We start from the raw sequence: 24,452 nt of genomic DNA on the forward strand, positions 1-24,452 counted from the left end.
CCCAGCTAGTATAGGTCCTACCAGGGTGGAAGAAAAACATGGCTATAAAGCAGTAAGTGCAATGGTAGGGAAGGAGGCGGGGGCTAGATTATGGATGAGAGCGTGTAGCTAGGCATACTCCTCTTCTCGCCCACATCAACCACAAACACCTGGTAGAATGCAGCAACTATCTCCTCGCCGAGCTTTGACCAGAGCCCCCTTAGCTCGCGGTACTCGCCGTTATCCAGGAAGCCTAGGTCAGCCATGGACCTGGGGGGCCAGCCGCCGGGATAGCCGTGCTCCCTTTCAGCATCAACTACTTGTCTCCAGTGCTGTGCAGTAGCTGAGGGGAGCCCTTGGAACGGGCTAGCCCCAAGGTAGACATAGGCTACGAGCTGGAGTCCATACCATGTCGGGGTCCACATAACCCAGGAAAGTAGCTCTCTTGATGTCTTAGCTGGGAGAAGAGTGACGGGTAGCTCTTCAGGATCCGGTGTGCGTAGAGGTATGCCTAGCTCTGCGAGCGCGTCAACGGGCATGTAGTGCGCATCTCTAGCCGGTATAACCGTGAGCGGATACTCCGGGTCATCCATTATCGCCGCTGTCTCAATGTCGAAAAGGTAGACCCACCTTCTCCCATCAACCACCCCGTAGGCAGTATTTGCCGTGGTGATATCGACGTGGATTATGTCAGCGGCTTCGAGGCACGCTAGGGCTTTAAGTACGTCCTTAGCCATCGCGATGCGCTCGGCCTCACTATTCTCCGCGAGGTAGCTGCGGAGCGTGTCAAAACTGTTAATGATTTCTGCTAGCGTCCTAAAACCTTGCACGGGCCGGAAAACCAGTACAGCACGGTCACCAAGAGCACCAACGCCAACCGGTATGCCGCGGCCGATAAGGCTTCTGGGCGGTGTGAGGCCACAGCGGCGGCGTAGGCGGAGTATACGGCGGAGCATCTCAGCTATACGCTCTACAGGCCTGGCTAGAACAGTCTGCTTCTCCGTAAACACCTTAACGATGTACTCTCTCCCCCTTATCTTGGCCGTGTAAATGTCTGCCTCGCCGCCGCTATCTATGAGGCTCCACTCATCAGTACTTGTCTCCACGACACTGCCGTCGTGAAAAACCAGCGGGATAAAGGTCATCCCGTTGCCAGCACCCCCACTAGGTTGTGGAGCTGTATGGAGTCTAAAAAATCGCTGTCTCGCTTAGCCTCTCAACGAACCTTCTCACAGCCTCTTCCCACTCCCTGGTGATCTTATCGTTCCTTGGCGCGTCAATGAACATCTTCTCGTGGTATGGCGGATCAACTAGGTCTATGAGGCCGCGCTCTTCCAGCACCCTTCTCTGAGCCTCCCTTAGGAAGCTCGCAATAGTGCGTAGCGTCTCGCGGTCAGCATCAAGGCCTAGCGCTATCGTTGCGAGGCCTATGCGGTTCCTCTGGTTTAGAGCCCTAAGCTTCTCCTGCAGCTCCCCCGTAATCCGGTCTGCAACCTCTACAACGTCCTCCGGAGTCCTCTTAGTCTCCTTGCCGTCGGTAAACATGAACACCGTTACATACTTCTCTGAGGGTATACTAGTGTCTTCGATGTACCTCTCGATAATCATTGCAGCGTGTTCAAGGGCGTCGGCCATAGCGGTCATGCCGTAAGGGCGGTTCTCCTCCGTGCTCTCCTGGAATACACGGAGTGCTGGATTGTGCTCAGTTACCGGGAAGTATACGGCGCCACCTCTCTCTACGACTTTCACGTCATCGCTAAACCATACGAAGCCTACGCGGAACGCTGGCGCCATATTGCTACGGGCAAGCCTCGCTAAGAGCCTTTCCACAAGCTCTACGAGGTGCTCCCACTTGCTCCTATGATCATAGGTTTTTAGCTCGCTCATGCTAAGGGAGCGATCCAGCATGAATATAACCAGCACTGTGTAGCTTAGCGGCCTCCGCTTAAGCACCCTCAGCATAGTGCTTGGAATAGCCACAGCCTCCCACCTTCCCCTACCCAGCTACTATCCCATTGGGCCCTGGATTTACCCTCCCTCCCCCGTCTCGGCCTTCCCTGCCTTCTGCAGGATTGTTACCACTGAGAGGCCTCCAGCTATATTGGCGTAGACGATGTGGTTGCCTGCCACCAGTGCTAGCCTCTGCGGCGGCTGTATCCCAAGTGTGTCGAGAGCCCTTGAGAGTGCTGTGAGAGCCTCGGATAGCAACTGGGCAGCCCTTCTGGCAGTATCCTCGGCTATGCCATCAACGGCTATAAGCCTCTTCTCCTCAACATTAACTGTCATAGCCCTAATGTTCCTAGCGCGTAGTCCTGCTGGTCCAGTGTGTGCCAGGGAGAGCAGGCTGAGAAGATCTACGAAGACATCGCCAAGCCTGCCACCGGGTACCCTTGGCTGTAGTATTGCTGGGAACACGCTGACGAGAACAGTAATAATCCTGTTAACTATCCTCGTGAGCGCCTCGCCGCCATACTCCTCTAGCAGCCTACCCTCAGCCTCAGCCTCAACGTAGACCCTGCACGCTGAGCCGCGGGGGGTAACGGTTACAGCTACATAGCCCTTAGCGTCGCCACTGAGGTGGAACTGTAACCTCTCCGGCTCCTTCTCCGCCGAAACCTCTAGCCTTAACCTCTTATACCTGGGCGACGCAAATGAGAGGACTATGGCTCCGCGTTTTTCACCCTTCTCCAGGAGCCTGCCGGCACCCTCGAAGAACTCTGCATAATTCTTAGACGCTAGCGTCTGTAGCACCTGGTCACAAGAGGCGTGTACGTCTAGCACAGCTTCTCTCCGAACCAGTGGCAAGGCTGCCCTACGCCCACACTAAACCCTACAGGAGTCGCTACTACTAAAAGATGTGTATTGGCTCCAGCATCCCGAGCCGGCAGGGATGAAGCTCTAGCTGCAAAACCGTTAACCCCTCACACCCGGTGTAATTCTGTCCCCGGGTTTCCCAAACGGGGCCTAGTAACAGCTCATAGGTGGTGCGGGAAGGCTTGGCGTGGAGGGCCTGGGTTGCTACATACAACACCGTACACAGCGAGGACGACATAGCAGTATGGATGCATCCCAGCGGCGACTACGGTGTGGCCGTGGTTGCAGATGGGGTATCCGCGACGGGTAGTGGCGGGGCCTCCTTTCTTGCAGCCCAAAGCTTCACCATGGCTTGCCGCTACTATATGCGGAACCACCTGGACTTCGAGACTATACACCGCTGCCTCGGCTTCGTAGCGGAGGCAGCACGCTCCTCTAGCGTGGTGGACGCTGACATAGTGGCGTCGCTGAAGAGGGACTACTACACTAAGTGTAGCAGTGGCGGCAAGCCCTGTACCGAGCCCCTGACACTGGAGAAGGTGATAGAGCTTAAGCAACCAATGATAGCGCCGAGGAGGGTTGAGAGACGCGAAGCCCCTTCAACAACGCTGCTAGCAGCAGTCTTTGCAGGTAGCGTGATAGGCTTCCTGCTCCTGGGAGACGGCATAGCAATGGGGATGGGGACTCGGCGGGAGGAGCTATGGGTCTCGTGGGGGGCGCTGCCGCAGTACTTTCAGGGGGCCCGTGTTGCTAGGCTGGTGGAGCTAGGCAGCGGTATATTCGGTAGGCCAGTGGTGCTCCTAACAGAGAGCGAGCCAGGGGGTCTCTACGTAGTTGCAACCGATGGCGTTGACCCGGCAGCACTTGCTGAGAGTCTAGCCGAGCTAGTTGCCAGGGTGGGGAATATCACAGAGCTGGAAAACCCTGCTGCAACCCTACTGGAGTCGGTCAAAACCAGGATGGGCGGTATGGAGGACGATGCATCCCTCGCAGTAATATACCATACAGGCTAGAGGTTTGCGGAGGATAGGTTGTAGACCGTTACTATCATATCTCCCTTCTCGAAGACGTGATCGAGAATATTCTTAGCCTGCTCTGGGTTAAGCTCGGCGCCAAGTTGTGCTGCTGCAACAACCCTACCATCCCTTATGAGGAGGAAGTAATCCGTAGCGTTGAGCTGTACACGGAGCAGTATAGGCCCCTTACTGGTTAGGGCTGCCCTGAAGTCTGGTAGGTTGACTGGACCACGGTATATTATAGGCGCCCGGAGCACTATGCTGAGCACGTAGGATATATCGGCTAGCCTTCTCGCCAGCTCGCCGTCCCATGCAGAGGGCTCTAGTACTGGCGCCTCAACCCTAGCTGGCACAGCTTGAGGCTTAGCGGCGGCAGCCTCGGCAGGAGATAGTATGCGTAGCTTACCCTCTCCCAGGTGCTCGACCGCGTAGCCGCGGCGTCTAGCCCACTTCTCCACCAGCGGCACAGCATCAGCGTCAAGGCTCACTATTATCTTGCCAGTCTTCCTCACCAGGTTCTCAATGGTGCTATAGGGTATAAAGCCGCCCATGCCGGTGAGCTCGAGTACAGTCTCCTCCACCAAGACCTTGCACCTTCCGGGGAGCCTACCACTTAGCTATGGTTGAGAGTATACGCTCAACCATATTCCTACCGCGCACGATCGGGCCATGCTTTGGCGCAATAGCCTCTATGTCGAGTGTTGTTATTCTCTCTAGCCACTCCTTCAACGCTGTCTTGTCTGCTGTGTGGAGCACATAGCTTCTAACCATTTCCTCGTAGGTGTCAATGTCGTCTACGTACATGTTCCAGAGCCCTGGTGGTGACACGGCACCGAGCGTTACGCCGGTGAAGAGCGTGCGGCTACGCTCGTCGTATATTGTCAGGGTGGGGGCTCCACGGGCTCGGGAGGGTATTACGAGGAGCTTGCTGTCGCCAAGCTGGAGCGACACCTCCCGTGTGGGTAGGGGCTGGAGCTGACCCGGCGCAGTAATGTACGCGGCGAGGACGGCAACCCAGTAGGCGGGAGCAGCTATTGAGGCCTTCTTCGCCCTCGCCACGAGCGCGTCGAGGGCTTCCATCGCGTCGGCTTCAGCGGAGGATAGCAGTATGTAGCGCACTTCATCCAGGTCGGCCACAACGTTCCTAATAGCCCTTAGTAGTCTCTCGCCACCACTCGGATCTATTATCGCTGCCTCATAGCCGGAGACTACCACGTATGTGTTTGCCGCAAGACCACCATACTCCAGCCTTGCAGCACCACCAATCCAGTAGACCTGGTGGCCATTATCATCGAAGAGCTTCTCGGGCTCGTAGAGGTATGCCTCACTGCTACCTGTGAGGCTCCAAGCCTTAATCCTCACACGGTAGCTTGGGGGCCTAACAGCTATCGAAAGCACCCTATCGCCAGTAAATTTGTCCCCCTCAACCTCCGCGTAGAGCCCGGTTATCCTGTTCCCGCGCAACACCATTCGTAGCAAGTACCTGCCGCTGTAGTCGCTCACCTCTGCTAGGTAGTCATCGTATCCCAGTAGCGCCATAAGCCTCTGCGCAGCCTCGAACGCAACATTCCTTATCGGGGTAAAGCTGTCGTAGTAGACTAGCGTGGTACTCGCGGGCAGCGGTACCTCAAGGGCTGCTAGCTTGTTATCAGCATCCACGAGATCTATCTTAGGGCTAGTACCCTCAATCTTCCTAGCAATACCCTCAGCTACATACTTCACGATATCGCTAGCTATCTTTGCTGCACCACCAGCACCACCACCACTGACAACTATATGCGAACCCTCACCAGTATCAATAATGTCAACGGCGAGTATTAGTGAGTCGGTGCGGCCCTTAGCTACGAGTATCACCGTCTCATCCGTCTCGTATATCTTGAAGTCTAGCCTCGCCCTCCTGCTACCGATTAGCCTCGGCACCCTGATAACCACATAGTTCTCGCCAACCTCCTCAACGTTCTTTGCATTCTTTATGAAGTCCGTTATACGGCCAATGAGCTTCCTTACACTCTCGGGGTCCAGGGGCACAATGAGCTTAATGGCGCCCTCCTCCCGGCTCATCAAAGGCCTTATGACACTCATTCCTACCCGCTACCCCGTGCAACTTGTCCCACTTGTTCCCCCTATGAGTGTGTGTATTTCAGTATCGCCCCGGAGATGGGGATCCACTTGAAAATGGAGAGGAGGCAGCTCCACCTGCCCTACCTTATGTAGCCTCCAATTGCTGTTGCTTCGTGGAAATAGTTAATAATACCTCTTAGAACACTGTAATCTAAAGCATTAATACCTGTTTATAGCGTGAGTTTGTCATGGTGAATGCTGTGCAGGCTCCGGAGCATAGCTGGTTACCCCACAACGTTACCTCGCTGAGGGAGGGTGCGCTAGCAGCACTCATAATCCGGAAGACGGCAGAGAAGCTTACATCGATAACTAGCGTGGATGTTGCCATTGCTGGTGCTGGCCCTGCAGGGCTTACTGCTGCCTGGCTACTAGCCGAAAAGGGGTTGAGAGTTGTCGTAGTAGAGCACAGCCTTGGCGTAGGCGGCGGCATGAGAGGCGGCTCCATGCTGATGCCGGTAGGCCTTGTCGAGGATGGACTCCCCGCCGAGCTGCTTCGCCGCGCCGGTGCACGTCTCGATAGGGTGGCGGATGGACTCTATGCTGTAGACCCAACGGAGGCTGTGGTAAAGCTGGCGGCAAAGGCTATCGATGCTGGCGCAGTCATCCTACCCGGCCTCCACGTCGAGGACCTCATACTCTGGCGGAGCGGCAGTGGCTACCGTGTCGCTGGGCTCGTGATAAACCTCTCCCCTGTCGTCGAGGCTGGCTGGCACGTAGACCCCATCTACATCGAGGCTCGCGCAACGATAGACGCTACCGGCCACGACGCTGAGCTTGTCAAGCTCCTCTCCAAGGCGCTAGGCGACTCCAGCATTAGGGTTAGGGGTACACGTGGAATGGATGTCTGGGAGGGAGAAAAGCTGGTTGTAGAGTATACGGGAGAGGTGTACCCAGGCCTCTACGCCGCCGGAATGGCCGTATCGGAGACCTATCAGCTGCCAAGAATGGGCCCCGTATTCGGCGGCATGCTAGCCTCTGGTGCCAGGGTGGCGGAGCTGGTAGCGTCTAGGCTCTCCGAGCAGTAGATCTCACAACAGCCAACTCTTTCTCTACCTCCTCCCTCCTCTTAGCTTCAGCCCTCACAGCTTCCAAGTGCTCCCTATCACCCTCTGGGCCCCGTAGCCTTCTAGCGAGCCCTGCAAGAGTCCCCTCCGGTCCATAGCAGACCAGAGTGTCGCCCTCAAGGATCACAGTATCGCCACGTGGAGCACCGATGTAGACTTCTCTCCCGTTCACACGCCGGTAAATACCGAGTACAAGCACTCCCTCGTCGGCAAGCTTTAGCTCGCGGAGGCTGCGGCCAGCAAGCCAGCTACCAGGCTGCACCTTTAGCATTGCAATTGAGTAGCCCTTGCTGAGCCCTAGTAGCTGCTCGTAGTCGTAGAGGCGTAGGTTAGTAAACCTCTCAAGCATCCTCGCTATAACCCTGCTCATCCACCGGTCGATAACCCTGGACCTGCTGAAAAGGTAGAGCCCAGCAATGCCAATTGCAAGCCAACCAGCCCTCTCAGCGGCCTCTCCAGCGCTCTGCCCGACGAACGTCAGCACCAGCGAAGCCATGGCTGTGGTTATGCCTGCACTACCGAGCGTCATCAGCACGCGGATTATACGCCGGCGAACCGGGTGCGAAACCACATACTCGGACTCGGAAGTTGTGAACCCGACACCGGTAAACGCAGACTGGGCCTGGAAGACAGCCACGTCCCTGGAAAGACCAGTCATCATCAACGCCACTGTGCCGATACGGACTATGATTATCGAGAAGAGTATCGTGAGTAAGACCATTACTAGAGGCATCAAACCCCACGTACCACCCCAAAAGGGCAGCTGCACAGCTCAACAGTTTTCCACGACTACAGGCAGCTAATAACGGTTAGTCCAACCATGACTCTAGCCAAGTTGGCCGACGCGCCATCCCCATGCTGGGGTACGTGTAGTGTAGAGCCGGAAGGCTGTACCCGTCCCCGCGGAGGGGTGTAAGGAAAAACCAGTGGATGCAATAACGGACATGATCTAGCGTGGAATACCTCCCTTAGCTGCCCCTCTTTACGAGGACTACGGCCACTATAGCTACGAGTATGGCGGCTATAGCTGCTGCTACGTGGTACACCGTCTTGTTGGCTTCACCAATCTCCTCAGCCGGCTTTGTAGGCTGCTCCTGCTCGGGAGCTGGGCTCGGCGCCGTCTCCTCGGGCTGCTGTGGCGGTGGCGTCTCCTCCCCTGAGACCTTCACGGTGACTAGCGGGAGCTGCTCTAATGCTACATTCTCCTCAGAGACTTCTACACCCTCAGCGGGTTCCAGCTCAACCATCTGCGGTATAAACTGTTCAAGCCCAGGCATCATCCCGGCGAGGAATAGTATTAATTTCCGATAGTTAGCAAACATTGTCGATAGGATTGTTAGAGCCTTCTCAGCGTCCCTAGCTGGGTCTCCGCTGGGCTTTGCTACTGCTACCCTATGCCCAGTGTAGTCGACGCTTATGAGGATCCTATCGCTGTCAATGCTGATCTTTACTTCGGCGCTTGCATCGCTTGGCGGCTTCTCAACGAGCATCGCTTCGGGGCCAGGGGCGCTTAGGGCTGTTCGCATCATGGTTAATACTTGTAGCTCTGGCGGCATACCCATGCCAGCTGGCGGCTGCATTGTTGAGAGCTGCGACAAGGCCCTATACATCAATATTTGCATCTCCTTGGAAAACATGATGTACTTCTCTACTTCGCCGACAAGTCTCTGCTCATAATCCAGGTTTAGGTTTAGCGTATTCTCCTCGGTTCGCAGCTCCAGCTTGAAGGTGAAGGTGCCGGAAACGTCTATATCCTCTCCCGCTAGCTGCTTTAGCCTCTCAGCCTCCTCGCTACTCAGACCCTTGGATAGTTCCTCCAGGGTCTTCTCAACATCTATAACTGCCTGGATCTCTATCCTCGCAGTGTCACCCTCTATGCTATGTACCAGCCTGGCTATCTTGATGTACGTTACTCCCTGGCTCTGTAACGCCGCGTTAATCTCCTCCGGCGACGGTATGTCGGTCCCTGCAAAGTCCTCTGCCGGTGTTAGGTAGACCACAGCATCCACTGTTGCGGTCTTCTTGTCCTCGGATACTCTTACGTCAAGCTTCTCTATCCTTATATCGCCCTCACCGGAGGTGCTAACACCCTTCATGTAGCCTGTGAGGCTGAGATGGGTGCTACTGGTTTCCCCAGAGAACTCTACCGCTATCAGTGCTGGCTCGGCCCCAGCCTCCCTGCTGGTCAGGGTTCCGGATAACGTCAGCTTGGACTCGTAGTTGTCCCACGTAATGCTGCTAGCATAGTGTCCCACTAGCTCTCCGGTGAGCCCAGTATCCTCGGGCATCATGATACTAGCTTTCAGCCTATAGACCGGCTGTACAGCACCATCACTGTACACTATTATCTTGAGGCTCGACTCTTCAACGTTAAACGTCATGGTCTCATGTGGCTGCATCGCCGCAGCTGTTGCCGAGGCCGCGAGTAGCAGTAGGGGTACAAGCACGTAGAATAGCCTGGACACGGTGCATAGACGCATATCAGGATACACCTTTGCGTATCTACTCCGGGTGTTGCACAGTTATCCCACGATTATAACTCTACCCATGTCGCTCCACTGTATTAGCTCCTGCAGCAATCCCCTCCCGTCATGCTGAGGCCTTGGCATGGCTTCACGCCGGTATATTAGCTGGTAGGGGTGTAGAGTCGTGTGATCCGACGGGCTAGGGGTCCACCCAGCGTGGCCTACCGATGTGCCCCTAGAGGTGCTCGTTGCTGGTCGGAGGCTGGAGGCTTTGGTTAGGGTTAGGAACGTGATATGGGTGTTTACTGCTGCCTGCAACCTGGATTGCATCCACTGCTATGTTGCACGGTGGAGGGGTCTCCGCGAGCTAAGCCTTGAGGAGAAGCTCCGCCTCGTGAGGGAGATTGCTGAGCTTGGTGTCGAGCATGTGGGGCTTACGGGTGGGGAACCACTGATACACCCACACTTCCCCCGGCTTGCCAGAGAGATCGTAGACCACGGTATGACATACCACGTGGTAACAAACGCTACGATGGTTCGCAGGGAGGCCGCCGAAATGCTTGCTAGGCATGAGGCACATGCAATAGTGAGCGTTGACGGCCCGCCAGAGATCCACGACAGGATGAGGGGTCCCGGAGCGTTCCGAATGCTCGAGAAGGGCGTAGCCACCCTGCGGGAGGCTGGCGTCGAGTACAGCAGCGTTATGGCCGTAAGCAGGCTAAACTATCGCCATGCTGCTGAGGCCGTGGAGGCAGCCTACCGGCTCGGAGCTGTAGAGGCCGCATTGATACCCGTAATGCCCGTGGGGAGGGCGAGGGAGGCAAGAGTCTATGTAGGAATTGAAGAATATCGTGTAGCCGTGAAAGCAGCAGCCGCAAGGGCCGAGGAGCTCGGGCTACCCCTCTCGCTCTGGTGCACCCCATTCGCTCCACTCCTCACCAGGAGGAGGGTCTACTACTGGAGCTGCAGGCTAAGCCCAACAATAGACATCGATCCCGCCGGGAGGCTGCTGCTCTGCGACGTCCTAGACATAGTGGTCGCCGACGCCTCCAGGCAGGGGCTGAGAAAAGCTGTCGAGGAGTACGAGCGACACCCACTAGTCAAGCTCGTGGAGAACCCACCGAGGCTGCCAGAGCCCTGCCAGAGATGCATGCTAAGGGGGAGCTGCCGGGGTGGATGCTACGCCCGAGCCCTACTCCTACGAGGCGACCTAAACGCCGGAGACCCCCTATGCCCCCTCATTGTTGCATGGACACCGAAAGCCTAGGGTCACCGCTTGTGAACCCATGCACCCATCCCGCTTGGCCCTAATGAGTTCTGAGCAAAGACATGCCTCCATAGCCATGGGGTAGCCGCGTGGAGAACCATGGAAGGGTGTGTTCCGGCGCGCAGCCGGGGCTCATCCAGGCTGGCCGCCGGGACTCGGCGGTGTCGACCCGGCGAGGAGGCCGTGTATGGTTGGGCGTGGCTCTGGGCTATAAGACTGCGCGCCCTATAGCTTGCCGAGCCTAGCCTCTACCTTGCCGTCTGAGACCTCTATGACTGCATAGTAGCCCTGGACTAGCGGGCCGGGGTTTACTGCTAGGGTCGCTCCTAGCCTGGCCTGGCCCCGGGCTTCGTGTATGTGGCCGAATAGGTGTAGAAGCGGTTGTAGCCCCTCCACGAGCCTGCGTATAACTAGGAGGCCGCCGTGCCCGCCCCAGGCTGACTCGTCCAGCACACCGTATGGCGGGTGGTGCGACACCAACACGTCCAAGAGCTTCTCGTCCACCTCCACGCGGAGCTTCTCGGCGTCCCCGTAGGGCTCAATGCCGCCTATACCAGCAAATACAAGGCCCCCTATGCTCCGCGTCCTGCCGTCGAGCAGGTAGCCCCTGGACGCTAGCTCCTCCCTAACCCATCCAGAGTCCATGTTACCGGTGACAACTACAACATCACCGCCAGCCTCCCCTAGGATATCCACCAGCGACGGGCACTCGAGATCGCCACTGACAACTACAACGTCGTAGGCTAGCTCACGCAGAGCCCTACGGAGCATAGCCTCCGAGCAATGCACGTCGGAGACGTGGAGTATCTTCAGCCTCGCCACCCCAATTCCCACGTTAGTGTGACTCCCAGCCCGGGCCCTATAGGCTGTTAAACCTGGCAGCTGGTTCTGCACCAACGACTGGCATTCCTTCCCGTTTAGGCTCTGGAGTCTACTTCGGCAGATGTTAGTTTCCGCTGGGAGCGCCCTCGGAGCGGCTACTGCACTAGGTGGATAAGGGGGAGGATGGAATTTAGGTATCAGCTGGGCGGTCCCGGTATGAGGCTTAGGCCGTGGCTTAGGCTGGCCCTCCACGCCTTTCTGGTGGGGCTTGTAGCTGGCGCTCTTGCCAGGCTTCTCTTCTGGTCTCGCATCGAGGCCTCCGCCTCCAGCGGGGGCTACGGGCTATCCCACTACCTTGCAGGGTTTGTTGTGCCCCTACTGAAGCTCCTCTCTCCAGTATATGGGGTGGCGTTCCCCAGCTTCTTTACGGGCTATGAGCTCGGCGAGTGGCTGCTCGGCGACAACCCATTCAGCGAGTTGCAGAGCTTCGCCATAGGCCTTGCCGGGGGCCTCATATTGATCTGGCTTGTTCAGCTCCTGGCGAGGTGGCGTAGGAGGGCTACCAGCTAAATGAGGCCCACACCCCGCCCAGGAGCTTCTGGGGCTTGAGCTGGATTGCCCGTGGTACTCGAGGTTCGCGGCCTGATTAAGCGGTATGGCCGCTTTGTCGCGGTTTCTGGTGTGGGCTTCTCGGTTGCCCGTGGCGTTCACGGGCTTGTGGGGCCTAACGGTGCCGGGAAGACCACAACTATGAAGTGTATTGTCGGCCTGGCAGTTCCCGATGCCGGGGACATAGTCTTCCTTGGCGAGAGCCTCCTAGCCCGGGGAGCTCACCGGCTGCGTAAGCTGATGGGCTACGTGGCCGAGATGCCGGTGCTTCCGGAGAACTATACTGCTGAGGAGTTGCTCGTGGAGCTAGCCATGTTGGAGGGCTTGTCTAGGAGTGACGCGTTGAGGGAGGCCCGTAGGGCGCTGGAGGAGGTTGGCCTCTGGGAGGCTAGGAGGCTCCGAGTCAAGGCGATGAGTAAGGGTATGAGGAAGAGGCTCTACGTTGCCCAGGCCATCCTGCAGCCGAGAGAGCTCTACGTGCTAGACGAGCCGTTCACCGGCCTCGACCCGGAGGGTGTCGCAGAGCTCCGCCAGCTAGCAACAAGGCTCGGCAGGGATGCAGGCGTGCTCCTTAGCAGCCACCTGCTGAGAGAGATGGAGGATCTAGCCACGGAGGTCACGGTGATCTACCGGGGCAGCGTAGTCTACACAGGCTCCCTCGACCAGCTACGCTCCAGGATAGGTGGCGGGGTGGTACTCGAAGTGGAGGTTGATGATGTCGCCCGGGCTGCCAAGCTGCTAGCCTCGAAGGGGTATAAGACAAGCACCTACGCGGGCCGTGTCAAGCTGAGGCTAGGTTCCCGCGAGGAGGCAGCAGAAGCCATAGCAGCACTTGTTGAGGGTGGTGTAAAGGTGTACTCGGCTGTGAGGAGGACACTGAGCCTAGAGGAGGCCTACATAGCGCTCATCGTGGGCAAATCGTCTCAAGTGCTGTCCTCGCCGCGCGCGGCGTAACAAGCTCCAGGAGCCTAGCCATACCCCTCTCCAGCTCCTCGGCCTCGACAATGGCTGCACCGCCAGCAGGTATTACGACATCCCCACCACCGATAAGGGCTGAGACTACACGCCACATACTCGGCGCATGGCCCACCAGCACCGAGTCAGGCTCAGGCCCCAGTTCTTGCAGGGCTTCGACGCTAAACCTGCCGGGCTCCAGCTGCTCGGCAACAGTAACCTTGGCACCGTAGAGCCTTGCAACTATCTCCGCGGTCTCACGAGCTCTGCGGAGAGGACTCGAGTAGACTACGCGGGGGCGCACGGGGAGAAGCATCGCGACAAGCTCCACATCCTCTCGACCTCTCTCGGTGAGCCAACGCTCCTCATCGCTACCAGCAACATCCACTCCCACAGCCTCTCCATGCCTCATAAATATATACACAGCCAAGACTCTAGCCACCCCAGAGTACGCAACGCTATGTAGAGGGGTTTTACAGGCTAGGCTCTGGGGCTAAGTACGTCCACAACACTCCCTGGGTATGTGGCGCACAGGAGCGTGGAGGGGCTCCCCCTGTGGCTGGGCTTGCTGTGAGGGTTGCGGGGCTGACACTGAGGCACCCTGTTATGAATGCTAGCGGCATCCTGGGCTCTCACCCAGAGGGCGTTAAGCTCCTAGTGGATGCTGGTGTATCGGCTGTCGTGACGAAGTCGTTTACCGTGGAACCACGGGAGGGCTACCCTACTCCAATAGCTGTCCCGCTACCCTATGGGCTCCTCAATGCTGTTGGCCTTTCAAACCCCGGCATAGACGGTATATCGGTTGTTGTGGAGGAGGCTAGGCGGGCTGGGCTCCCCGTGGTGGTGAGCATTGCCGGGTCGTCAGAGGACGAGTTCTCCCGTCTAGCATCTGCAGCCGAAGAGGCTGGCGCCGATGCCATCGAGGTCAACCTCAGCTGCCCCCATGCCAAGGGCATGGGGAGAGAGATAGGCATTGAGCCGAGGCTGGTCTACTCCGTCGTCTCTGCAACTGCCTCAGTGACGCGTATACCGGTCATAGCTAAGCTGGGCTACGTTGACCGACTCGTGGAGGCAGTGGGGAAGGCGCTTGAGGCTGGGGCGAGAGCTGTCACACTGATAAACACATTGCCTGCAATGATGATAGACGTGTATGCTATGAAGCCGGTCCTGGGCAACCTTGTCGGAGGCCTCTCAGGCCCAGCAATACATCCAGTTGCTGTTAGAGCAATCTACGAGGTCTACAGAGAGTACCGGATAGACATCATAGGCGCTGGAGGCGTAGAGGACTGGAGGACAGCAGCCGAGCTGGTGCTTGCTGGAGCCCGCGCTGTACAGGTGGGCACAGCACTAGTAACCCGCGGGCTGAGAGTCATCGGAGAGATAGTCCAAGGACTAGAGAGGTACATGGAGGAGGTGGGCGTAGAGTCTATAGAGGAGCTAGTGGGGGCCGCCCACCGGGACTAGAGTCTTGGCCCGAGAATTCGAGGAAAAGATAGTTCTGGGCAGCTGCGAGGAGCTAGCAGCTGTTGAAGAGAGGCTCCGCGAGCTAGGGGCAACGCTCGAGGCGGAGGTTTACGAGGAGGACACCTACTACCAGCACCCCTGCCGAGACTTTGCGGAGACCGATGAGGCTCTGAGGCTTCGGGTAGCCCGGGGAAGGGTAGAGCTAACCTATAAGGGGCCCAAGAGGGTTGTGGAGGGGGCAAAGGAGAGGGAAGAGTACACCGTAACTGTGGACAGTGGGGCGGCTATGGCCCGAATACTCGAAAAGCTAGGCTTCAAGCCGGTAGCCACGGTGCGGAAGAGGAGGCGATACTATAGCCTCCCAGGCCTCGCAGTGGTATCGCTCGACGAGGTTGAGGGGCTCGGCTGCTTCGTTGAGATAGAGTACCGTGGCAGCGACCCCTCGAAGGCGGTGGATACGGTTAAAGCCATAGAGTCTAGGTTAGGCCTGGAATCCAAGCCTAAGACGGTGAAGTCGTATCTGGAGCTCCTCCTGGAAAAATATGCAGGTGGAGCTAGTAGACCTGGCGGGTTCCGAGCTCACTGAGAGCAGCCCTTACTGCCTTACGAGCATCATCGTATTTCAAGTAAGCTATGAGGCCCACAGCAAGGCTAAGTGCTACGTGGATTATGAGCAGCAGTATCGCGGCTACCACAAGCCATGTCTTGGCCTCGGCATAGTAAAAGATTCTCGTCTCGCCGCTCTCCTCGCCCCGTAGCGTGAGCACAATGCGTATAATGTCGTCTACGACAATGCGCCCCCCTTCCTCGACAACGTTGAGCCCCCGGAACCTCAGCAGGTCGCCAAGACGCCTCCGAGCCTTCTCGACAGGCATGTCCACGGTGTACTCGTGGCTATCGAATCGAAACATAGATGCCACCCTCGCAACCAGGTAGGCCAGCAGAACTATAAGAGCTAGGATAAGCGCAAATACTATACCACCTAGCGCCAAGGGGGCTAAAAGGCTGTCCAAGCCCTCTACACCCTCAACCCGGATCTCCAAGCCTCCAAGCCCATAGCTTGTCATGGCGCTACACCGACCTTATCAGCATCTGGTGCAAGAGCTTCCTCGGCAGCCCTCTCGGAGTAGCGGCTCTGCGGAGCATAACAAAACTAAGCCTCGCATCCACTCTCCACACGGGGGCGTGGAGAGGAGTGTTAGGAGGAGTCTTCCAGGGCCCGGAGATACTAATCATACTACTCCTCGTGGTCCTACTCATATGGGGGCCGACGAAGCTGCCACAGCTAGCCCGCGGCCTGGGACAAGCACTCTACGAGTTCAAGAAGGCCTCCCAGGGCTCAGCAGAGAGGGAGGACAAGCAGGCACGGAAGACCGGGGAGACTCTAAGCAGCGTAGACGATGAGACCTTGAGGAGGATAGCTGAGAAACTCGGCATCAGTACCGAGAACAAGAGTAGGAGCCAGCTAGTAGAGGAGATAGTCAAGGAGGCAAAGAGGAGAGGCCTACTCGACGAGCTAGACGTGCGAAAGACCTAGCACTACACAGCCTCGGCTCAAAGCCCCATAAGCCGGACCCCGTTTTACGATTGTCTTCAAGCCTCCCAATAGAGCCGCTTACCGTGACTGCGTGGTGTGCTGGAAGACACACTGTCCTGGGAAGGATTTCTAGCTAGCCCAGTATCTTGCTAGTGCATGGAGCCAGGTGGCTAGCCAGCTCCTCTAACTCGCGGGGAGCGCGCGGCCTCCTCGAGAGCCGGGGCACCTTACATACGGGTAGGCCTAGCTCTTCTAGCTCCCTGAGGGCCTCCATTTGCTCCTGGTGCTCTTCAAGCCATGGCCTGCATATGGGGCAGACTGTTGGGTTTACGATCATGTTTGCTATCAGTGCCCGCGGCTCTATGCCGTGGCTCCGGAACTCGCCGAGTAGGCTCCTCGTGATCGCTGCTGAGAGCCGGTCCGGGCTAGTGACAAGCACTAGGCGGTGAATGGGGCCCTGGAGCATGTCGAGTATCCCCCTGGCGAGGAGTCTCCACTCCTCGATGAGGCGTAGCGGATCCCGGCGCGGCTCGCGGCGCTTCAACTTCTCGAGCGCACTGCGTATCCTTAGGTACATCCTAGCAGCGTCGCCCAGGTGGCTGTAGAGCTCGTACTCCACCCTTAGCAGGCGCAAGCTGCTCCCAGCTGCAGCCGTGTCCCAGACGATTATGTCAGCATCGCTTCTCTCGGCTGCAATGCTGTAGACGAGGTAGAGCATGTACTGGTCAGCTATTCCCGGCGCACCAGCAACATAGTCCACGACTTCGCGGCCCACCGGCAGGAAGCTGCTCAGAACCTCGTAGACCTCGTCGCCGAAGCGCTCAATCCAGAACCTCTTCACATCCTCCTCCGAAACCTCGAATACTGTAACCCCGCTGCACTCCTCCCACTTCACGCCAGACCTGCCGCAAAGCAGGAGCCCAAGGGCAGGCGCCGCATCCGTGGACACGGCTAGCACGCGGTACCCCTTCCCTGCGAGGTGCAGGGCTAGCGCAGCAGCAACCGTAGACTTACCCGTACCACCCTTACTCCACAAACTGACGACTAAGGGCAGTCAACCACACCAGCCGGATATACACGAAGAACACTACAAAATCATTGCTGCAGGAGACGAGTCAGCGTCTTGCTAGAAGCCTCATGCCCTAATGGGATAATACTCGATCTTGGATCTACTGGCATTGCTGTTGTTACGACTGTCTTTCATTCAGTGCATCACAAGAGCTAAATATACACGTAGTACATTGAATGTATTACGACGGGTAGGCGATGAGTGTTACCGTATCGTTCCGTATACCGAGGGAGCTAAAGGAGAGGATGGACCGGCTCCGTGGCAAGGTGAACTGGAGCGAGGAGGTTAGAAGGTTTCTTGAGGAGCGTGTACGCGAGTATGAACAGCTAGAAGCTATCCGTGAGCTTGAGGAGACTGTGAAAATCCCTTCCACAGGTTCCTCGGGGCACAGCTTTAGGGTATGTGAGGGAGGATCGTGATAGTCATTGATGCCTCTGGTCTGGCTAAGTATGTGCTCCACGAGGAGGACTGGGAACAGGTAGGCGAGTATATCAAGAGCAAGAGGCCTCTTGCGTCGGTTGACCATGTGTTGAAGGAGGTTGGAAACGCAATATGGAAGCACTGTCATCAGGTGAGTCATAGATGCTGCCAAGGCTATGAGGCTTTACGGGAAGCTCCTAAAGCTTGTTGAGACGGGAGTCATAGTCTTGGAGCCCGAGACGGACTATCTGCTTGAGGCAATAGCAGATAGCTTTGGAGTACGGGGTAACCCTCTACGACGCATTATATATCGCTCAGGCCCGAAGGAAAGGGGAACTCCTTACAAGTGATAGAAAGCAGGCAGAGATAGCTTCCCGGAACGGCATTAAGGTCTACCTGGTAGAGTAGCAGTGCCGAGCTGGATAGGCTTACGCTACGCCGCTAGGGGTTTGTAGCCCTATCTTCGGGAAAGATGTATTATCCACAACATCCACGTCTAGGGCTAGCGTTATGGATGTACTTGGACTGTATAGCTGTGAGGGTGTAGGAGATTATGGCTGGGTGCAGTATTGCCAACTATGCTTCGGGCTGCGAGGTTTTCGAGAGGCTCCAGCGTAGTCTCCGTGTGGACTGGCGCGACTACGTGGCTCTGGTCGCGTTCGAGTATGATGCGCGGGAGCACCCGTTCGCTGTGCTTGCAGGGATCATACTGAGCCAGAATACTAGCGACAGGAACTCTATCCGGGCCTACCTGCAGCTCCGCGAGATGGTTGGCGTATCCCCGGAGGCCGTGCTTTCGGCGCCGGAGGACAGGCTTATCGAGGCTATTAGGCCGGCTGGGCTGGCAAGGCAGAAGGCTAGGGCGCTCCGGGAGGCTGCCCGCCGCATCCTCGAGGCTGGCGGCGAGAAGGTACTCCTGGAGATGCCCTGGAGGGAGCTGAGAGAGTTCCTCCTATCGATACCCGGTGTCGGCAAGAAGACTGCTGACGTGTTTCTCCAGCTTGTCCGGAAAGCGCCAGTCTTCGCGGTGGATACTCATGCCGCACGTATCGCGAAGAGATGGGGACTCGTCGGCGAGAAGGCGGGCTACGACGAGACCTCACGGGCCCTCCTAGAGTTCTTCGGGCCAGAGCGCAGCGAGAATGCACACCGGCTCCTCATAGCGCTGGGTAGAACCTACTGCCGAGCACGCAACCCCCGCTGCGACGTGTGCCCTCTACGCGACATATGCCCCTACCCCCGCGGCTGCAGCACGGGGAGGAATGATGGAGGAGAGGGCTAGGCTCTACCCGAACGAGTGCGTAAAGCGCGTCGTAGCCTTCATACCGGAGGGCCACATGCACGCCAGGCTAATAATCGAACTCTGCGACCAGAAGATAATACTCCACGAGGCAGCCGTAGCCGGGATCGTCAGAGCGTATGCGATGGTAGCTCTGCACCCAACGAGGAGGGCGGTAGAGCTGAAGGCCCAGAGGCTCTCCAAGAGGGAGCGTAAGCTGGGCTACGCGGAGTGGCAGCTGGTCGAAACCAATAGGCCCGAGAAGGAGGTGCTCGCCGAGGCAATGGAGGTTTGGGGGTCGGCAGAGCTGGTGGAGAGTCATAGCTAATTACTGCGAGGGGCATCGAGGCTACTTTTCCGCCGTTGCTGCGGCTCCTAGCTCGCTGCGGCTTCTGTGGAGGGTCCAGGCTTTCGCTATGGCGGCTGGGTTGTAGTATAGCGTTAGGAGTGTTATGCCCGCCAGGCCCAGCACAGCTGCGAAGATGAATGCTGCCTGTGCCCCAGTTACCCCTGCCACTATCTCTACCGTGTAGTATCTCCGGTAGATGTAGGCGCCTATGAGGGGCCCAGCCACCATTCCAAGGTTGAAGAATGCTTGCTGGAGCCCGAATACTCTTCCACGGAGCCTTGATGGTATTAGGCCTGCCTGTATAGAGCGGAGGAGCGGCATAGTTATGTTCATCAATATGCTGAGTGCCGCAGCCACAGCTATGAATAATGGGTAGCTCCTTATGAACCCTATGGTTGCTAGTAGTAGCCGTGCCAGGGCATAGCTCGCTATTAGGAGTCTCTTCCTATCCGTGTCGGATAGTTTATCCGCTATGTGGGCGACTGGATAGGATACCAGTAAGCCAGCTAACCCCGCAATACTCATTGCGGCTGCAACCTTTGTTGGCTCCTTGGCTATGAAGTCTATGATGTAGACTATCATTATGCTTGTCATTATGCCCATTGCTATGCCGTTTAGCAGGCCGTTAGCGTAGAAGGCTGTTAGCGCCCTCTTGACAGGGCTTGGTAGCTCGCGTAGACCGCCTCGAAACATCTCCATAGCCTTCTCACTTGCCGTCCTCGCAGTAGAGGCAACGGCCTCCTTCAGCGTTGCCGCCACGGCTACCGCTGGTAGCGTAGCAATTGTTATCAGTATGAAGGGGGCACGGAAGATGTCTACGACGGGGTGACCCTCGAGAAGCCTCTTACTGGCCTCGTAGGCTGCTGAGCCTATGAGGGGACCCACCACCTGGCCCACGTTCGCGGATATGATGTATAGGCTTAGCGTCCTAGTGCGCAGCCCCGGAGCCACAGTATCCATTAGCAGTGCCTCGGCTACAGGCCAAACAAGTGCCGATGCTACACCCTGCACTGCGCGGAGGACTATGAGCTGCCACTCTGCTGTGGTTAGAGCATAGAGTATACCGAGCACCGTGTAGAGGGACATGCCCGTGACTATCAACGGCTTTCTGCCGACGCGGTCGCTAAGCCAGCCCGAAGCAGCTGCGAAGAGGGCTCTGGTGGCCATGAATGCTGAGGCCATAGCGCCTATCTCTAGTGCAGCCCTTTCAGCCCGCACCGTGCCAAGCTTCTCTGGCAGCTCTACAAGCAAGCCTTTCAGAGCTAGAATATAGTATGGGACGATGAGGTTTACAGCTCCAAACCCCACGGTTACGAGGAACGATATGAGTATGATGCCGGCAACGTTGCGGGAGAGCAGCCTCTCGCCATGCATACTAGCAAGCACCCACTGCAGCGCTGACATATCGGTTTCTGAGCAATGCCCGGCTCGGGGCTACGCTGCAGTACCCCCTATACATTGGTTTTGGCTATGCGTGGTACTGTTTGGGGGTGGGAAAACCATTGGAGAACCAGTAGCCCACTATTTATAACTGGTGAATCCACTGGAACTCCATGGTGTAGAGCTTGGCTTCAGCCACCCCCACCCCCAACGACCTCTACGTAATAGCACTGGGCGGCAACGCGTTCATGAAGAAGGGCGAGGGCGTTGAGGCCCAGTGGCACAATGTGGAGAAAGCGGCTCGACAGCTGGTTGACCTCATCGAGCAGGGCTACAGGATAGTGGTAACCCACGGTAATGGGCCCCAGGTGGGCCTCATAGTTAACTGGGTACACCACTACTACGGTCGGCCCGTGGAAAGGTTGACACTCGACATCGCTGGAGCCATGACGCAGGGCTGGCTGGGCTACATGCTCCAGCAAGCCATAGGTAACGAGCTGGAGCGCCGCGGCATGCCCCGTCGCGTAGTCACGCTCGTCTCCCAGGTCCTCGTAGACCGCAACGACCCTGCATTCCAGAACCCGACAAAGTACGTGGGCCCATACTACTCGAGGGAGGAAGCTGAGAGGATAGCCAAGGAGACCGGCTGGGTCTTCAAGCCGGACCCCAGGGGTGGCTATCGCCGCGTAGTGCCGAGCCCCAAGCCGCTCCGTGTCGTGGAGATAGAGGCTGTGAAGAGGCTTATCGAGCAAGGCTTCATAGTGATAACAGTTGGTGGCGGTGGCATACCAGTGGTAAGCAGTGACGGTCGCCTACGTGGCGTGGAGGCTGTGATAGACAAGGATCTGGCCTCGAGCCTCCTCGCCCAGAGCCTCAGAGCTAGAGCCCTCATAATACTCACTGATGTCGACTACGTCTACCTAAACTATGGTAAGCCGAACCAGCAGCCGCTAAAGTTGCTAAAGGCGTCGGAGGCCCGTAGGCTGCTAGAGGAGGGACACTTCCCTCCAGGCAGTATGGGTCCAAAGGTGCAAGCTGCAATAGAGTTCGTAGAGGCTATGGGTGAGGGATACTTCGCCGCCATAGGGAGCCTTGACAACGCGTTAGCAGTGGCGCGTGGCGAAAAAGGTACAAGGATTGTCCCCGGCTAGGCGTTCCTCTGGTATAGAGGGCATAGCGCGCAGAACCAGGGCGCAGCGCTCACCTTAACCCGGTAAATCCCCTCGTCTTCGACGACTATGTCCATGCCGAGCCTCTCGGCTGCCTCCCTACTGAGCCTCCATAGTATGCAGATGCCGCGGGACTGGTATATGCATGTTTGGAGTTTCCAGCTTCCAACCATTTCTGCTGCACGCTTGAACTCTTCCAGCCCGGCGACGCGTCCCTCGAAGAGCCTCAGCACGCCGGAGAACTCCTCGACTTCCTTTTCAACCTTCTCCAGGCCCTCCCAGACCTCCCTCAGCCTCCTCTCGGTCTTGGCAACCCTCTCCTCTAGCAGCTCCTCCCTAGCTATGGCGCCTGGCTCGGGCTCTATGAGGGCTATACGGGGCCTGGTCTCTCCCTCCACGGACAAGGCTAGGTGTACACCCCGCGCTAGAACCCTGCTACCCACAGAGATGCTGGTCTTGGAGACTGTAAGACGGGCAGCGCCCCAGTAATACCTTGGCTAGAGTTTAACCTCCGCGAGGAGGTCCTCTAGCAGCTCCAGCTCGGGGAACTCGAGGACGCCAAGCTCCTCGGCTAGAACGTAGGGTTTCACTTTACGTAGGTCGACCTCCTCCCGGAGTATCGGGGAGAGATACGTGTCGGGAGAGAGGGTGACGCTAGTACCAGTCTGATACTGGCCCACGGCGGGCAACACGACAAGGGCCGCCTGGAGCCTTGGGTAGGGCGCCACGAGGAACGCGGGGAGCTTGGCAATGAAGCCTAGCCGGTCTCGCAGCCTCAGACTCGGGTGCTCATGCCCCATAATGACTACCTCGACCCTGCCGGGATAGTCGCCCTCGGGTTTCCGGTGGCCATGCACTACTAGGATCCCGTCCTGGTATAGCTCCTTGACCACCTCTACGCCATACCTTTCAGCAACTATCGGCAAGTAGTTATCATGGTTGCCCCTTACAACTGTAACCCGGACCCTCCGCTCCTCCCGGAGGAACTGGAAGAGACGGGACAGCTCCTCCCTCTCGCTCGGCAGCAACCTGGAGAAGCTATGCTTGACGTCGCCGGCGAATATCACCCATTCAGCCCCGGTTTCGTTGAGCCCCCTCCGAACAACATCGAGGCTACGGAGCAGCTGGACACGCGGGATAAAGTAGCCCTGCCGGGCAGCCTCCTCCTCAAACCCTAGATGCAAATCCGCTACTACCAGCGCATTCAGCCTCCTAACATACACTGCCGGTAGGTCACCAACAACCTCGACACCCGGCGCTATCTCCAGCAAGGCCATAGTCACCATCACTCTATTGTTGTGGGCCGCGGGGGAATCCGCCCGCGCATCCACAAGGGGGCCGATACGGCCCCAATGACCGAGGGGCTTACGGGGGAGCGGGGGCAGAGCCCGCGGCCCACCCGTGAGTCTTCCTTAGAATACACAGCGGGGTTTTCTCCGAAACGTTTTCAGCTACAAGCCCTAAGTGCATTATTTCTCGGAGGCGTATGGCGCCGTGAGACCGGCAGCCTACGCTGCTGCCGCCCTGGTACTATTCGCCTTTACTCTTCTTGCGGGCACTAGCACCGGCCTAATAGCCGCAGAGAAGGAGAAGCATAGCAATACACGATGCTGTGAAGGACTATGTTGTTTCCCGCTTGGCTACCAGCCTAGTAGCTGGGGTAGTGTTGAGCCATTCCATAGACAGGGCCTCTGTGAAAGGGAACATATAAATCGAACCAGTAACAGAGACGACAATACTCAATTTTGTTGCAATGACAGTAGCTAATCTCCATACTGAACCCCTGCTAATACCTAGCTATGACTTAGCAAGCATAAACTCATTCACAGCATATACCGACACACTGTTACCCTTCTTCTCCCCGGCTCCAGAAGCCCTAGCCGGAGAAGGGACAGCTTCAAATAAAACATGCTACGTCATGAATGCACATGTGAACAATATGACATATCATCGGGAGATTATAGTCAGATGCCTATCCTACATGATAGTTGTTAGGGAGAACACCACCATTCCCTCATACCCCCGGCTTCCTCTATAACACATACAGGATCAAGTATGGCGATAGGCTTGAGTACGAGTTCATCAGTACTACACACTCCAAAGAATTCATGGATCCCAAGACGATATATGAGGAGTATGTGAAGTCCATTTTCGATACCAAATCATGAGTGCCTATCCTGGTAAAGATGGAGTACAAGTTTGTAACAGAGAAGAACACAACCACCCTCTTAATTCTCGATGCCAGGTTCTCAAGCAGGAAAGCCCAGCTATACTTCAAGACGTTTGACGTAGGCGAGTACCGGGGCGTAATGCCCGCCGAGTCTGTCCAGCAACTTTACAAGGCTATCCGCCAGCTTAGCAAAATAACTAGTGTAATGGTATCGCCAACAGGTACTGTGGAGGTTAACGGCACCACATTTCAGGCCTACAATGCGAGAATAATCATTAATGGCACCGTGAGCTACCGTTATAGCCAGCTAGAGCTGCACTGTATAATTAAGGGCGTCTACGCCAAGATAGGCTCGCTACTCTACCCCCTAGATGTTAGGGTGAAGGAGTACCGTGCAGTGCTGACAAGTGGAGACACGTGTATTAGTATGGTGCTGGATACGCCGCTATACACCACTAGCAAGATATCGCCCGCCAGGTAACGGCTGCGTGATGACGGGAGGAA

General features: G+C 57.1%; 28 protein-coding genes. 14 read left to right on the forward strand and 14 right to left on the reverse strand.

What is annotated here, in order from left to right:
- Nucleotides 1-83 precede the first annotated feature (83 nt).
- The 3 genes from HBUT_RS01305 to HBUT_RS01315 are packed head-to-tail and all read right to left on the reverse strand — an operon-like array spanning nt 84 to nt 2,784.
- Complete coding sequence (locus HBUT_RS01305) at nt 84-1,124, reverse strand: protein kinase family protein (protein ID WP_011821436.1); 1,041 nt, start codon at nt 1,122-1,124, stop codon at nt 84-86.
- Nucleotides 1,125-1,167: 43 nt separating this feature from the next.
- Nucleotides 1,168-1,959, reverse strand: a complete 792-nt coding sequence (locus tag HBUT_RS01310; protein ID WP_011821437.1) for a vWA domain-containing protein — start codon at nt 1,957-1,959, stop codon at nt 1,168-1,170.
- Nucleotides 1,960-2,007: 48 nt separating this feature from the next.
- Complete coding sequence (locus HBUT_RS01315; protein ID WP_011821438.1) at nt 2,008-2,784, reverse strand: hypothetical protein; 777 nt, start codon at nt 2,782-2,784, stop codon at nt 2,008-2,010.
- Between the two features lie 191 nt (nt 2,785-2,975).
- On the opposite strand from HBUT_RS01315, the gene HBUT_RS01320 reads away from it, so the two are divergent.
- A complete protein-coding gene (locus HBUT_RS01320) occupies nt 2,976-3,806 on the forward strand; it encodes a protein phosphatase 2C domain-containing protein (protein WP_011821439.1) in 831 nt (276 codons plus the stop codon).
- Here HBUT_RS01320 and HBUT_RS01325 read toward each other — a convergent pair.
- Nucleotides 3,803-4,393 (reverse strand): hypothetical protein, encoded by a 591-nt coding sequence (locus tag HBUT_RS01325; protein WP_011821440.1) that lies wholly within the window; start codon nt 4,391-4,393, stop codon nt 3,803-3,805. The two genes, HBUT_RS01320 and HBUT_RS01325, sit on opposite strands and share 4 nt — an antisense overlap.
- Before the next feature lie 22 nt (nt 4,394-4,415).
- Nucleotides 4,416-5,891: an oxygen-binding di-iron domain-containing protein gene (locus HBUT_RS01330; protein ID WP_011821441.1), complete on the reverse strand. Its 1,476-nt coding sequence runs from the start codon at nt 5,889-5,891 to the stop codon at nt 4,416-4,418.
- Between the two features lie 227 nt (nt 5,892-6,118).
- Between HBUT_RS01330 and HBUT_RS01335 the strand changes: the two genes are divergently transcribed.
- Nucleotides 6,119-6,955, forward strand: coding sequence for a sulfide-dependent adenosine diphosphate thiazole synthase (locus tag HBUT_RS01335; protein WP_011821442.1), 837 nt, complete (start codon nt 6,119-6,121; stop codon nt 6,953-6,955).
- On the opposite strand, the gene HBUT_RS01340 is transcribed toward HBUT_RS01335, so the two are convergent.
- Both HBUT_RS01340 and HBUT_RS01345 read right to left on the reverse strand, forming a co-directional pair.
- Entirely contained in the window at nt 6,936-7,730 is a 795-nt protein-coding gene (locus tag HBUT_RS01340) for a TrkA C-terminal domain-containing protein (protein WP_048061372.1), read from the reverse strand. The genes HBUT_RS01335 and HBUT_RS01340 overlap by 20 nt on opposite strands.
- 232 nt (nt 7,731-7,962) lie before the next feature.
- Nucleotides 7,963-9,474 (reverse strand): hypothetical protein, encoded by a 1,512-nt coding sequence (locus HBUT_RS01345; protein ID WP_011821444.1) that lies wholly within the window; start codon nt 9,472-9,474, stop codon nt 7,963-7,965.
- A 214-nt stretch (nt 9,475-9,688) separates the two neighbouring features.
- On the opposite strand from HBUT_RS01345, the gene HBUT_RS01350 reads away from it, so the two are divergent.
- A complete protein-coding gene (locus HBUT_RS01350) occupies nt 9,689-10,726 on the forward strand; it encodes a radical SAM/SPASM domain-containing protein (RefSeq protein WP_011821445.1) in 1,038 nt (345 codons plus the stop codon).
- Between the two features lie 225 nt (nt 10,727-10,951).
- Here HBUT_RS01350 and HBUT_RS01355 read toward each other — a convergent pair whose 3' ends face one another.
- Nucleotides 10,952-11,560: a metallophosphoesterase family protein gene (locus HBUT_RS01355; protein ID WP_052287730.1), complete on the reverse strand. Its 609-nt coding sequence runs from the start codon at nt 11,558-11,560 to the stop codon at nt 10,952-10,954.
- Between the two features lie 171 nt (nt 11,561-11,731).
- Here HBUT_RS01355 and HBUT_RS01360 point away from each other — a divergent pair, with 171 nt between their 5' ends.
- Both HBUT_RS01360 and HBUT_RS01365 read left to right on the forward strand, forming a co-directional pair.
- Nucleotides 11,732-12,118 (forward strand): hypothetical protein, encoded by a 387-nt coding sequence (locus tag HBUT_RS01360; protein WP_048061373.1) that lies wholly within the window; start codon nt 11,732-11,734, stop codon nt 12,116-12,118.
- A 51-nt stretch (nt 12,119-12,169) separates the two neighbouring features.
- On the forward strand, nt 12,170-13,111 hold the full coding sequence (locus HBUT_RS01365) for an ABC transporter ATP-binding protein (RefSeq protein ID WP_052287731.1): 942 nt from the start codon (nt 12,170-12,172) through the stop codon (nt 13,109-13,111).
- Here HBUT_RS01365 and HBUT_RS01370 read toward each other — a convergent pair.
- Nucleotides 13,062-13,535 carry a SixA phosphatase family protein gene (locus HBUT_RS01370; protein WP_228546773.1) on the reverse strand — a complete coding sequence of 158 codons (474 nt, stop codon included), beginning with the start codon at nt 13,533-13,535 and terminating at the stop codon, nt 13,062-13,064. The two genes, HBUT_RS01365 and HBUT_RS01370, sit on opposite strands and share 50 nt — an antisense overlap.
- Before the next feature lie 131 nt (nt 13,536-13,666).
- Between HBUT_RS01370 and pyrD the strand changes: the two genes are divergently transcribed.
- Both pyrD and cyaB read left to right on the forward strand, forming a co-directional pair.
- On the forward strand, nt 13,667-14,575 hold the full coding sequence (pyrD, locus tag HBUT_RS01375) for a dihydroorotate dehydrogenase PyrD (RefSeq protein WP_011821450.1): 909 nt from the start codon (nt 13,667-13,669) through the stop codon (nt 14,573-14,575).
- Nucleotides 14,576-14,579: 4 nt separating this feature from the next.
- Entirely contained in the window at nt 14,580-15,161 is a 582-nt protein-coding gene (cyaB, locus tag HBUT_RS01380) for a class IV adenylate cyclase (RefSeq protein WP_011821451.1), read from the forward strand.
- On the opposite strand, the gene HBUT_RS01385 is transcribed toward cyaB, so the two are convergent.
- The gene (locus HBUT_RS01385; RefSeq protein ID WP_011821452.1) at nt 15,130-15,642 is read right to left on the reverse strand and encodes a hypothetical protein; all 513 of its coding nucleotides are present in this window, start codon (nt 15,640-15,642) and stop codon (nt 15,130-15,132) included. The two genes, cyaB and HBUT_RS01385, sit on opposite strands and share 32 nt — an antisense overlap.
- Before the next feature lie 128 nt (nt 15,643-15,770).
- On the opposite strand from HBUT_RS01385, the gene HBUT_RS01390 reads away from it, so the two are divergent.
- Entirely contained in the window at nt 15,771-16,112 is a 342-nt protein-coding gene (locus tag HBUT_RS01390) for a twin-arginine translocase TatA/TatE family subunit (protein ID WP_011821453.1), read from the forward strand.
- Between the two features lie 133 nt (nt 16,113-16,245).
- Here the strand turns inward: HBUT_RS01390 and HBUT_RS01395 are convergent, their stop codons facing one another.
- On the reverse strand, nt 16,246-17,148 hold the full coding sequence (locus HBUT_RS01395) for an ArsA family ATPase (RefSeq protein ID WP_011821454.1): 903 nt from the start codon (nt 17,146-17,148) through the stop codon (nt 16,246-16,248).
- Between the two features lie 230 nt (nt 17,149-17,378).
- On the opposite strand from HBUT_RS01395, the gene vapB reads away from it, so the two are divergent.
- From vapB to HBUT_RS01410, 4 genes are all read left to right on the forward strand, one after another.
- Nucleotides 17,379-17,600 carry a type II toxin-antitoxin system VapB family antitoxin gene (gene vapB, locus HBUT_RS01400; RefSeq protein WP_228546748.1) on the forward strand — a complete coding sequence of 74 codons (222 nt, stop codon included), beginning with the start codon at nt 17,379-17,381 and terminating at the stop codon, nt 17,598-17,600.
- Nucleotides 17,601-17,874: 274 nt separating this feature from the next.
- A complete protein-coding gene (locus HBUT_RS09680; protein WP_194840486.1) occupies nt 17,875-18,009 on the forward strand; it encodes a type II toxin-antitoxin system VapC family toxin in 135 nt (44 codons plus the stop codon).
- A 145-nt stretch (nt 18,010-18,154) separates the two neighbouring features.
- A complete protein-coding gene (locus HBUT_RS01405) occupies nt 18,155-18,883 on the forward strand; it encodes an endonuclease III domain-containing protein (protein ID WP_011821455.1) in 729 nt (242 codons plus the stop codon).
- Nucleotides 18,864-19,208, forward strand: a complete 345-nt coding sequence (locus HBUT_RS01410) for a hypothetical protein (protein WP_228546749.1) — start codon at nt 18,864-18,866, stop codon at nt 19,206-19,208. Before HBUT_RS01405 ends, HBUT_RS01410 begins: the two co-directional genes overlap by 20 nt.
- Before the next feature lie 21 nt (nt 19,209-19,229).
- On the opposite strand, the gene HBUT_RS01415 is transcribed toward HBUT_RS01410, so the two are convergent.
- Nucleotides 19,230-20,603 (reverse strand): MFS transporter, encoded by a 1,374-nt coding sequence (locus HBUT_RS01415; RefSeq protein WP_048061375.1) that lies wholly within the window; start codon nt 20,601-20,603, stop codon nt 19,230-19,232.
- A gap of 191 nt (nt 20,604-20,794) precedes the next feature.
- Between HBUT_RS01415 and arcC the strand changes: the two genes are divergently transcribed.
- On the forward strand, nt 20,795-21,760 hold the full coding sequence (gene arcC / locus HBUT_RS01420; protein ID WP_011821458.1) for a carbamate kinase: 966 nt from the start codon (nt 20,795-20,797) through the stop codon (nt 21,758-21,760).
- Here arcC and HBUT_RS08800 read toward each other — a convergent pair.
- Both HBUT_RS08800 and HBUT_RS01430 read right to left on the reverse strand, forming a co-directional pair.
- Nucleotides 21,757-22,182 carry a hypothetical protein gene (locus HBUT_RS08800; RefSeq protein ID WP_011821459.1) on the reverse strand — a complete coding sequence of 142 codons (426 nt, stop codon included), beginning with the start codon at nt 22,180-22,182 and terminating at the stop codon, nt 21,757-21,759. The genes arcC and HBUT_RS08800 overlap by 4 nt on opposite strands.
- A gap of 93 nt (nt 22,183-22,275) precedes the next feature.
- Nucleotides 22,276-23,055: a metallophosphoesterase gene (locus tag HBUT_RS01430; protein ID WP_011821461.1), complete on the reverse strand. Its 780-nt coding sequence runs from the start codon at nt 23,053-23,055 to the stop codon at nt 22,276-22,278.
- A 909-nt stretch (nt 23,056-23,964) separates the two neighbouring features.
- Between HBUT_RS01430 and HBUT_RS01440 the strand changes: the two genes are divergently transcribed.
- Nucleotides 23,965-24,429 carry a hypothetical protein gene (locus tag HBUT_RS01440; RefSeq protein WP_153801352.1) on the forward strand — a complete coding sequence of 155 codons (465 nt, stop codon included), beginning with the start codon at nt 23,965-23,967 and terminating at the stop codon, nt 24,427-24,429.
- Nucleotides 24,430-24,452 lie beyond the last annotated feature (23 nt).

It is taken from the genome of Hyperthermus butylicus DSM 5456, assembly GCF_000015145.1.
Classification (GTDB): Archaea; Thermoproteota; Thermoprotei_A; order Sulfolobales; family Pyrodictiaceae; genus Hyperthermus; species Hyperthermus butylicus.

What these genes read in the sequence shown, in the direction of transcription:
- HBUT_RS01385 (WP_011821452.1), bottom strand. Translation starts at nt 15,642, where the DNA reads ATGACAAGCTATGGGCTTGGAGGCTTGGAGATCCGGGTTGAGGGTGTA.
- HBUT_RS01305 (WP_011821436.1), bottom strand. Translation starts at nt 1,124, where the DNA reads ATGACCTTTATCCCGCTGGTTTTTCACGACGGCAGTGTCGTGGAGACA.
- HBUT_RS01410 (WP_228546749.1), top strand. Translation starts at nt 18,864, where the DNA reads ATGATGGAGGAGAGGGCTAGGCTCTACCCGAACGAGTGCGTAAAGCGC.
- HBUT_RS01330 (WP_011821441.1), bottom strand. Translation starts at nt 5,891, where the DNA reads ATGAGTGTCATAAGGCCTTTGATGAGCCGGGAGGAGGGCGCCATTAAG.
- vapB (WP_228546748.1), top strand. Translation starts at nt 17,379, where the DNA reads ATGAGTGTTACCGTATCGTTCCGTATACCGAGGGAGCTAAAGGAGAGG.
- HBUT_RS01430 (WP_011821461.1), bottom strand. Translation starts at nt 23,055, where the DNA reads ATGGCCTTGCTGGAGATAGCGCCGGGTGTCGAGGTTGTTGGTGACCTA.
- HBUT_RS01415 (WP_048061375.1), bottom strand. Translation starts at nt 20,603, where the DNA reads ATGCATGGCGAGAGGCTGCTCTCCCGCAACGTTGCCGGCATCATACTC.
- HBUT_RS01405 (WP_011821455.1), top strand. Translation starts at nt 18,155, where the DNA reads ATGGCTGGGTGCAGTATTGCCAACTATGCTTCGGGCTGCGAGGTTTTC.
- HBUT_RS01360 (WP_048061373.1), top strand. Translation starts at nt 11,732, where the DNA reads ATGGAATTTAGGTATCAGCTGGGCGGTCCCGGTATGAGGCTTAGGCCG.
- HBUT_RS01345 (WP_011821444.1), bottom strand. Translation starts at nt 9,474, where the DNA reads ATGCGTCTATGCACCGTGTCCAGGCTATTCTACGTGCTTGTACCCCTA.
- HBUT_RS01335 (WP_011821442.1), top strand. Translation starts at nt 6,119, where the DNA reads ATGGTGAATGCTGTGCAGGCTCCGGAGCATAGCTGGTTACCCCACAAC.
- HBUT_RS01440 (WP_153801352.1), top strand. Translation starts at nt 23,965, where the DNA reads ATGGAGTACAAGTTTGTAACAGAGAAGAACACAACCACCCTCTTAATT.